General features: G+C 59.4%; 5 protein-coding genes and 1 pseudogene. All 6 read right to left on the reverse strand.

Annotated elements, in window-relative coordinates:
* Nucleotides 1–218, reverse strand: a pseudogene (locus tag FY112_RS37155) (MFS transporter); the annotation flags it as partial.
* A gap of 2 nt (nt 219–220) precedes the next feature.
* Entirely contained in the window at nt 221–2,311 is a 2,091-nt protein-coding gene (locus tag FY112_RS02620; RefSeq protein WP_151517587.1) for an ABC transporter ATP-binding protein, read from the reverse strand.
* Entirely contained in the window at nt 2,308–3,183 is an 876-nt protein-coding gene (locus tag FY112_RS02625) for an ABC transporter permease (RefSeq protein ID WP_151517588.1), read from the reverse strand. The genes FY112_RS02620 and FY112_RS02625 overlap by 4 nt, the downstream gene beginning before the upstream one ends.
* A 3-nt stretch (nt 3,184–3,186) precedes the next feature.
* A complete protein-coding gene (locus FY112_RS02630) occupies nt 3,187–4,200 on the reverse strand; it encodes an ABC transporter permease (RefSeq protein ID WP_151517589.1) in 1,014 nt (337 codons plus the stop codon).
* 70 nt (nt 4,201–4,270) lie between these two features.
* Nucleotides 4,271–5,950, reverse strand: coding sequence for an ABC transporter substrate-binding protein (locus FY112_RS02635; protein WP_206121145.1), 1,680 nt, complete (start codon nt 5,948–5,950; stop codon nt 4,271–4,273).
* 185 nt (nt 5,951–6,135) lie between these two features.
* Complete coding sequence (locus FY112_RS02640) at nt 6,136–7,146, reverse strand: GlxA family transcriptional regulator (RefSeq protein ID WP_151517590.1); 1,011 nt, start codon at nt 7,144–7,146, stop codon at nt 6,136–6,138.
* Nucleotides 7,147–7,222 lie beyond the last annotated feature (76 nt).

Below are 7,222 nucleotides of genomic sequence, written 5' to 3' on the forward strand. Positions count from 1 at the left end.
GACAGGCAGCCGGCAAGGAAGCCTATGGGAAACGCCGTCAGCAACAACTGAACAACGTGGGGATTAATTGCGGGGTCGCTGAGGTGGAGAGAAACCGTGGTCGTCAAAAGCGAATTGCCTGTCGCGACGATGCAGATGCTCGCCATCACATGCAAGATTGAGCAAAGCCCCACGGCTTTCCGCCAGAAGTCACCAATCGTCCTGTCGGGATCGCGCATCATTATGCCTTTGCGGCGGAAGCAAGAACGGAAGGCCGTGCGGCAAGCTCTGCCTGGTCGATATGGCAGAGAATCTCGTGCGTGGCGGACATCCTTCGTAGCGGAGGCGCTACGGTGTCGCAGACGCTGCCGAGCTTGCTATGGCATCGCGTGGAGAAGCGGCAACCCGCCGGTACATTGACCGGGCTCGGTGTTTCGCCCGACAGACGAATACGCTCGCGCGGCACTTCGTCGGGATGCGGGCTGCGGATTGCTGACAGCAGGGCCTCGGTATAGGGATGCGCACCCTCGCCAAAGACCTCCTCGACAGTTCCCTGCTCCATGATCTTGCCAAGATACATGACCACGACCTTGTCAGCCACGTGTCGAACCAGCGCCAGTTCGTGGCTGATGAACAGCATCGTCGCATGCTTTTCCCTCTGAATGTCGAGAAGCAGCGTCACGACTGCGGCTTGCACTGAGACATCAAGTGCCGAGACCGGTTCGTCGGCGACGATGAGCGAGGGCTCAGCAGCAAAGGCGCGTGCGATAGCGATGCGTTGTTTCTGGCCCCCGGAGAGCTGGTTTGGTTTTCGGTCTGCAACGGCCGGAGACAGACGCACCATTTCCAGGAGCTCGTGGACGCGCTGCTCGATCTCGGCCTTTCCTTTGCGGATACCGAATTTCTTGATCGAACGACGAATGGAAAAGGCTGCCGAATGCGACGGGTTGAGCGTGCTATCGGGATTTTGAAAGATCATCTGAATCTGTTGCAGCAACGCGCGTGGGCGTTCGCTGGCCTGTAGTTCGGCAATGTTTTCGCCAGCCATGCGGATTTCGCCCGACGTTGCCTTGTCGAGACCCGTCACGATGCGCGCCAGCGTGGATTTTCCGCAGCCGGACTCGCCGACCAGCGCCACGATCTCGGCTGTTGCCGCATCGAAACTGACCGCTTCGTTTGCCTTGACGGTCTTCTGTCCGCCGACGGGATAGAGACGGTTCACATCGGACAGCGTTATCGCCGTCGATTTTGCATTCATCTGTGTCTCGACCGGAGCAAACGTCGCTTCTACTGCCGAAATTTCGGGCCAGCGGACGCAGCGCACCAGATGCTCTTCCGCCGCCGGCTCCAGAGCAAGGTCCGGGCGGTCGCAGAGGCCGGAGACAAAACTCGAACAACGCGGCCCGAAAAGACAGCCCTGCGGCCTTTCCTGCGGCAGCGGGATCGAGCCCGGGATGGCAGCGAGCGTGCGGCTGCGCTTGTCACCGGTAATGTCGGGAATGCAAGCGATAAGGCCGCGCGTATACGGATGTTTCGGCCGGCGGAATACTTCTGATGTCGTTCCCTCTTCGACCATCTCGCCGGAATACATGATGCCGAGACGGTCGCAGCTCTCTGCGATCAGGCCGAGATTGTGCGAGATGAACAGCAGGCTGGTCGAATAGCGTTGGCGCAATTCGGCGATCAGATCGATGACCGCAGCCTCGACGGTCACATCGAGGCCGGTTGTCGGTTCGTCGAGCAGCAACAGCGACGGTCTGGCGAGCAATGCCATGGCGATGACCACACGCTGCTGCTGGCCACCGGACAGTTGATGCGGATACCGCTTCATCATGTCGCCAGGGTCCGACAGGCGAACGTCGGCAAGCATCGCTTCCGCCATGGCCATGGCGTCCTTCTTGCTGGCGCCCATGTGAAGCAGCGGCACTTCGGCAAGCTGCGCACCGATCGTCTTCACCGGATTGAGCGCACTCATCGGGTCCTGGTAGACCATCGCGATCTGCCGCCCGCGGATGGAACGCAACTCCTTGGCCGAAGCATCGACTAGTTGCTTGCCGTTGAAGCGGATGCTGCCGCCAGCAACAATTCCGGTTGCGCCGAGATAACCCATGATCGCCATGGCCGTCGTGCTCTTGCCGCAGCCCGATTCACCCACGAGACCGTAGCTTTCTCCGGGCATAACCTTGAACGAGAGATCGGGGATCGCAACCACCGTTTCGCTCTTGCCGCGAAACTCGATGCGCAGTTCTCGAATGTCGAGAACTGGTTCGCGATCGATCAATGGCGTGATGGACATGGCCGTTCCTTGAAGACTGGACGCGATGATGTTCATGGTTTCCATGCCTCCCGCATGCCGTCGGCGAGGAGATTGAAGCCGAGGACCAGGCTGACGAGCGCGGCAGACGGGATCAGCGACATGTGTGGCCAGACGTTCAGTACAGTGACACTTTCCCTGACCATGCCACCCCAGTCCGGGTTCGGTGGCGGCAGACCGAGGCCGAGGAAACCGAGGATGCCGATGGTGATGATCGTGTAGCCGATGCGCAGGCAGGCATCGACTATCAGCAGGCTGCGGCAGTTCGGCAGCAGTTCGACGATCATGATGTAGAGCGTGCTTTCCGCACGCAGCTTCGCCGCGGCTATATATTCCTGCTGTTTCAAGCCGAGGACGAGACCGCGCGTTATGCGGCCGATGCCCGGCGCCGAGGCGATCATCGTCGCGATGACGATGTTCAGGACCGATGGTCCGATATTGGCGATCAGGATCACGTAAATCACGAGAACCGGAAAGGCCAGGATGATATCCGAGAAGCGGCTGATCAGCACGTCGATCCAGCCGCCATAATAGCCGGAAATCATCCCCATGGTGATGCCAACGATCATGGCAACCGCCACTGAAAGCGGCGCAACGGAGAGCACGGTGCGAGCGCCAAAGATCAAGCGCGACAGCATATCACGTCCGAGAATATCGGTTCCCAGCCAATGGGCAGCTGACGGATAGGGATGGCTCATCGCCAGGACATCGGAATCGGTTGGCGATGGCAACGGCAGGATCGGCGCGAGAAGCGCCGCAAGTACCCAGAAGAGCACGAGGCACAGCCCGACGACCGCGGTGCGCGAATGGAAAATGCGCATCCAGTTGGCTCGCGCTGCGCGCTTCGGCGGTGCGGCAACGACTCCAGCGATATTGTCCTGAACAGCCATGATTTACCTCACCCGGATACGTGGATCGAGCAGCATGTAGCCAAGGTCGCCAAGCAGCTGCGTGACCACAGCGATGGCAACCGTGATCAGTGTGGCGGCTTCGAGCGTTGCGATGTCGCCAAAAAGGCTTGCGTCAAGGATCAGGCGGCCGAAGCCCGGATAAGCGAAGACGAGCTCGGTCACGACGACACCGCTGATCAGGAAGTTGATCTGCAGCAGCAACACGGTGAACGGCGCGATCATCGCATTCCGTAACGCGTGGCCTAGAACCATGCGGCGCGTGCTCATGCCCTTGAGGATCGCGGTTCGGATAAAGGGCCGCTCCATGACGCCAATCATCGAGACTCGGATCATCCGGGCGACATATCCGAAGTCGTAGATGACCAGCACGGCAACGGGCAGTACGAACTGATAGGGCACCGCCCAGCCGCCATCGCTGTTGAGAGGGCTCGTGCCTGGCAGGACCGGCCAGAGGATCACGAAAAGCGTTACGAGGAACACCCCGGATGCAAATTCCGGAATCGAGGTAAAGGTGATGCATATGACCGACAATGTCCGGTCCAGCACACCGCCTTCCTTCAGCCCCGACAAGATGCCGAAGATGATCGACAGCGGCACGATCAGCAGGAACGCCAGCCCGGCGAGGATAGCGGTATTGCCCAGGCGATCCCAGATGACGTTGTTGACGGGCAACTTGTTCAGCGTCGAATATCCGAAGTTGCCGAAATACTGGGCGCCACGCGGGTCCTTGAAGTTCAGGCCGGTGCTCGGATCCTGGAGGGGATCGGGAATTGCGCCGACGAGCACGCCGAGCCAGCGACCGTAACGCATCAGCAATCGATCATTGGCCTTCAGTTTCTGCGACAGCAGGTCCACCTGCTGCTGGGTGGCGAAAGGACCGAGCGACTTGCGCGCCACGCTGCCGGGAGTGAACTCGCAGACGGCGAAGACGAGAAACGAGGCACAGAGCATCGTCACGACCATCATCGCCAAGCGCTTGAGGAGGAAATTCGCCATAGCCGGACAAGCCCGAATATCTGCGCCCGGCACCCGACCGCGCGAACGCGGCCAAGCACCAGCCGGGAGGTTATACCGAGATCGCGTATTGATGCGCGAAGATGTATTGCGAAGGATGGAGATCGAAGCCCTTGACCTTCTTGTCCATGACGGTCGAGAAAACACGCCAGAAGGGCTGAACGATCGGCCCATCATCCTGCATGATCTCTTCGATCTTCGCCATGACCTTGCTGCGTTCCTTCGGATCGAGGATACCCTCGGCTTCGGTCAGCAGTTTGTCGAAATCCGCATTGGAGTAGTTGGATTCGTTCCAGGCGGCATTCGAACGATAGGCGAGCGACAGCGTCATGATCGCCAGCGGCCGGTGGCCCCAGGCCGTCAGGCTGAATGGCGCCGTCGTCCAGACTTCCCAATATTGAGCGCTGGGCAGGGACTTGATGTTGATCTTGACACCGATGTCCTTGAATTGTTCGGCGAGGACCTGCGCGGTGTTGAGTTCCCAGATCGGATCGGGGCGCGTGACCATGTCGAATTCGAAACCATCCGGATAGCCGGCGTCGGCCAAAAGCGCCTTCGCCTTCTCGATGTCGCGCGGATATTTCGGCAGTGCCGCGTATTCGGGATGCGAGGGCGCGACGTGATGGTCTTCGGCGGGAATGCCGGCGCCGAGGAGTGCCGTCTGAATGACCTTGTCGCGGTCGATCGAATAGCGCATCGCCTGGCGCACGCGCTTGTCCTTGAACTGCTCGACATCCGGATGCATGCGGGCAACGACCGTCTGTGTCGTCTCGACCTGATAGACTGCCACATGCGGGAAATTTTTCATCGCATTGATCTGAACTGCATCAGCTTCCGACAGGCCATCGACCTGCTTGGAAGCTATGGCCGCGATACCGGCCCCCGGATTGTCGCCGAGGTCGACATATTCGAACGTATCGAGATAAGGCCCGGTGCCCCAATAGTCGGTGCGGGCTTTGTACTTGGCACCCTTGCCGACGACGTATTCGGTGATAACGAAGGGACCCGTGCCGTTCGCGTCAGCGCCGAAAGCACCGTTTTCTTCCGGATCAAGGATGAACATCGGGTAGTGGTAGAGGTGCTCGGGCACGGCAATCTGCGGCGAGGAGCAGTTGAGACGGACGGTGTGGTCGTTGACTTTCTCGATGGCGTTGTCCGCCCAGAGTTTGCTCGACTTCTTGGGATTGCCCTTGTCGTCCTTTTCGCCGGTTTCGTATTCCTGCACGAGATAACCGGTGAAGAGCCCGAGCATCGACGAACCGATTGCTGGATCGCAGACGCGCTTCAGGTTCCAGATCACGTCGTCTGCGGTCAACGGCCTGCCCTTGCGCCACTTGACGTCCGTGCGGAGATGGAGCGTCCACGTCTTCAGGTCGTCGCTGACGTCCCATTTTTCCAGTAGATAAGGATGGGTAATGTTGTTGCGATCGGTGAGGGTCAGATATTCGCAGACTTGGCGGATGACGTTCGACTTTTCGGCAAAGTCGGCCAGATGCGGATCCTTGATTTCCATACAACGCATGCCGATGCGCAGGTTTCCCCCCTTCGGCATATCGTCGGCCCGGGCGCCGTCGCCCGGCATCGGAACGCCGGCCAAAGAATATGCGGCTGCGGCCGAAACACCAAGAAGCGTCGCTTTTCGCAGAAATTCTCGGCGGCCGATCGAGCCGCTCGACATCTGTTCAACCAGAGTCGGGATATAGGAATGCTGAGACTTGTCCACGGTAGTCATCTCCTAGTTAGCGCTTTAACTGTTCCGAATTTTTGTTGGTCGGACCGGCCGGGAAGACACTCGCCCCAGGCTCGGTCGCAGCGGACTTTTTGTCCGTCACCCATCCGTCTTGATTTACGTTAAAACGGGATGGACCTCCGCGACATGCGGTGATCCGACATCTTCTCTGCGCGAATCGACATTGTTCATGACAATGGCTCCTCTCGTCGTTGCTCTGCCTTTCGAGTCGCGGCAGGGCTCTCGCGAAACCGCGTGCGGTATGAGCGGCCGAAATGCGAAGCCGACTGATAACCGCAGATTTCGGCGATCTCACCGATCGCCAATTCCGTGTAGATCAGCAGTTCTTTCGCGCGTGTCATGCGAAGCTCTATGTAGAAATTGCTAGGACTCTTGCCGAGATTGGCGTGAAACAGCCGCTCGAGCTGCCGAAGCGAAAGCGCCACGCTACTGGCGAGATCGGAAATTTCGACCGGATCGCCGAGGCTGGCTTCCATCCGACGAACCACGAAGGCGAGCTTGGCGTTCCGGATGCCGAAACGATCTTCGGGCGACATCCTCTGAACGTCGTCCTGGCGCCGTATCCGAGCGTGGTTGAACTGGTCCGAAATGAGCGCTGCCAACTCCCGACCCTCCACGGCCGAGATGAGGTAAAGCATCATGTCCAATGTGACCGTTCCGCCCGACGAGGTCAGAAAACGTCCGTCGATCGCGAAAATGTCGTCGGTGGCGAGACAGTTCGGAAACTCGCTGCGAAAGCTTGCAAGCGCCTCCCAATGAACGGCACATCGTCGCCCTTCCAACAATCGCGCCTTTGCCAGGAAGAAGACGGCAGTGCTGACTGCTCCAAGCACGCACCCCTCCGAATGGATGCGCCTCAACCATGCAAAGACATTGGCATCATAGGCATCGGCATAATTGATGCCTGCGCAGAGGATGACGATATCGCAGCGCGGCGCCCTGCTGATTGCCGCATCTGCATCGAAGCCCAGTCCACTGCTGGACTTCACATGGCCGCCATCCGCCGACAGGATGAGCCACTCAAAGGCCTTTCGCTTGGCCAGACGATTGCCCTGCCGCAATGAGTCGAGCGCCGCCGCAAAGGTCATCAGAGGGAAGTCCGGCACCAGGAAAAAGCCAATCCGGATCGGTCGATGCCCCTGTGCCAATTGCTTGAGCGTATAGGTCTGATCCGTCATGGGGCGAACTCCAAATATCCCGGTTGCCCTGCTTTCGCCGGTCCGCAGCAGCGGCGGACTGGGGCAGGCAACGAAA

The organism is Rhizobium sp. PEPV16 (genome assembly GCF_008919455.1).
Classification (GTDB): Bacteria; Pseudomonadota; Alphaproteobacteria; order Rhizobiales; family Rhizobiaceae; genus Rhizobium; species Rhizobium leguminosarum_Q.